Annotated in this window: 2 protein-coding genes and 1 pseudogene; all 3 read left to right on the forward strand. The window is 63.8% G+C overall.

What is annotated here, in order from left to right; all coding sequences use genetic code 11:
* A partial coding sequence (tal, locus tag ACFE99_RS24920) for a transaldolase (RefSeq protein WP_375489528.1) occupies positions 1–828 on the forward strand: 828 nt, incomplete at its 5' end.
* Complete coding sequence (gene zwf, locus ACFE99_RS24925) at positions 825–2,390, forward strand: glucose-6-phosphate dehydrogenase (RefSeq protein WP_375489530.1); 1,566 nt, start codon at positions 825–827, stop codon at positions 2,388–2,390. The genes tal and zwf, both read left to right, overlap by 4 nt.
* Positions 2,387–2,504 (forward strand): annotated as a pseudogene (locus tag ACFE99_RS24930) (oxidoreductase); the annotation flags it as partial. The gene zwf and the pseudogene ACFE99_RS24930, both read left to right, overlap by 4 nt.

Consider the following 2,504-nt stretch of genomic DNA (forward strand, 5'->3'; position numbering starts at 1 on the left):
TGGGAAGCCTCCGACGGAGTCGACGGCCGGGTGTCGATCGAGGTGGATCCGCGGGTTGCGCCCGACGCCGACAACACCATCCAGCAGGCCGTCGATCTGTGGAAGACCGTCGACCGACCGAACCTGTTCATCAAAATCCCGGCGACCGAGGAAGGAATACCGGCCATCACCGCCACACTTGCGGAGGGTATTTCGGTCAACGTGACGCTGATCTTTTCCGTCGAGCGCCACCGCGCGGTGATGGACGCCTACCTCGACGGCTTGGAAAAGGCCAAACAGGCCGGTCACGACTTATCCAAGATCCATTCCGTGGCATCGTTTTTCGTCTCCCGGGTCGACACCGAGGTCGACAAGCGGCTGGAGAAGATCGGCACCCAAGAGGCCCTGGCGTTGCGGGGCCAAGCCGGGGTGGCCAACGCCCGGCTGGCCTATGCCGCATACCAGGAAGTCTTCGTCGGCGGTGATCGCTACGAGCAACTCAAGGCTCACGGCGCCCGGGTGCAGCGGCCGCTGTGGGCGTCGACCGGTGTCAAGAACCCCGACTATTCCGACACGCTATACGTCACCGAGCTGGTCGCGCCGAACACGGTTAACACCATGCCGGAGAAGACCATTGAGGCCGCCGCCGACCACGGCGTCATCCGGGGTGACACAGTGAGCGGCACCGCGTCGGAGGCCCAGCAGGTGTTCGACAAACTGGAATCGGTCGGGGTGGATCTGACCGACGTGTTCGTCGTGCTGGAAAACGAGGGCGTGGAGAAGTTCGAAGAGTCCTGGACCGAGCTGCTCAAGGAGACGCAGGCTCAGCTGGACGCCGCTGCCAAATGAGCCAAGCCGGCACCCGATCCATCCGGGGGGCCAGCACGACGCAATGGCAAAACCCGCTGCGGGACAAGCGCGATAAACGGCTGCCCCGGATCGCGGCCCCGTGTGGCATGGTAATTTTCGGGGTCACCGGCGATTTGGCCCGCAAGAAGGTGATGCCGGCCATCTACGATCTGGCCAATCGTGGCCTGCTCCCGCCCACTTTCGCGCTGGTCGGCTTCGCCCGCCGCGACTGGGACCATGAGGATTTCGGTCAGGTGGTGCACGAGTCCGTCAAACAGCATGCCCGCACCCCGTTTCGGCAACTGGTGTGGGAGCGTCTGGCCGACGGAATCCGTTTCGTGCCAGGTACATTCGATGATGACAAGGCGTTCGCCCGGCTGGCCGAATGCCTGGACAAGCTTGACGCCGAGCGCGGCACCGGCGGCAACCACGCCTTCTATCTGGCCATCCCGCCGAGGTCCTTTCCTGTGGTGTGCGAGCAGCTGCACAAGTCAGGGCTGGCCCGTCCCCAGAACGGCCGATGGAGCCGAGTGGTCATCGAGAAACCCTTCGGCCACAACCTCGACAGCGCGCGTGAGCTCAACAAGGTGGTCAACAGCGTCTTTCCCGAGGAGTCGGTATTCCGCATCGACCACTACCTCGGCAAGGAGACCGTGCAGAACATCTTGGCGTTGCGGTTCGCCAATCAACTCTTCGACCCGATCTGGAATGCGCACTACGTCGACCATGTGCAGATCACCATGGCCGAAGACATCGGGCTGGCTGGACGAGCCGGGTACTACGACGGTATCGGCGCGGCCCGCGACGTGATCCAGAACCACCTCATGCAACTGCTGGCGCTGACAGCGATGGAAGAGCCGGTGAGCTTTCTTCCGTCGGAGCTGCAGGCCGAGAAAATCAAGGTGCTTTCAGCGACGCACCTTGCCGAGCCACTCAACGACACCACCAGCCGCGGCCAGTACATCGCCGGCTGGCAGGGCGGTGAGCACGTGGTTGGGCTGCTCGACGAGGAGGGGTTCTCCAAGGACTCGACCACCGAGACGTTCGCCGCGATCACACTGGAGGTCGATACTCGCCGCTGGGCAGGGGTGCCGTTTTATCTGCGCACCGGAAAACGGCTGGGCCGCAGGGTCACTGAGATCGCGCTGATATTCAAGCGGGCACCGCATCTGCCGTTCGACGCCACCATGACCGACGAGCTCGGCGCGAACGCTCTGGTGATTCGGGTGCAGCCCGACGAAGGCGTCACGCTGCGGTTCGGCTCCAAGGTGCCCGGCACTGCCATGGAGGTGCGCGACGTCAACATGGACTTTTCGTACGGCTCAGCCTTCGCCGAGGATTCACCCGAACCCTACGAGCGGCTGGTTCTCGATGTGCTGCTCGGAGAGCCCTCGTTGTTTCCGGTCAACGAGGAAGTCGAATTGGCTTGGGAGATACTGGATCCCGTCCTGGAGAACTGGGCGGCACACGGAAAGCCGGAGCCGTATGAGGCAGGCAGCTGGGGACCGGCGTCGTCGTTCGAGTTGCTGCGCCGCACCGGGCGGGAATGGCGGCGCCCGTGATTCTCGATCTGCCGGAGACGAGCACCACCGCGATCAACAAGAAGCGCGACGAGTTACGCGAACGGGTCGGGGCGGTGACGATGGGCCGGGTACTGACACTGGTCATCGTGCCCG

The sequence above is a fragment of the uncultured Mycobacterium sp. genome (assembly GCF_964249325.1).
GTDB lineage: Bacteria > Actinomycetota > Actinomycetes > Mycobacteriales > Mycobacteriaceae > Mycobacterium.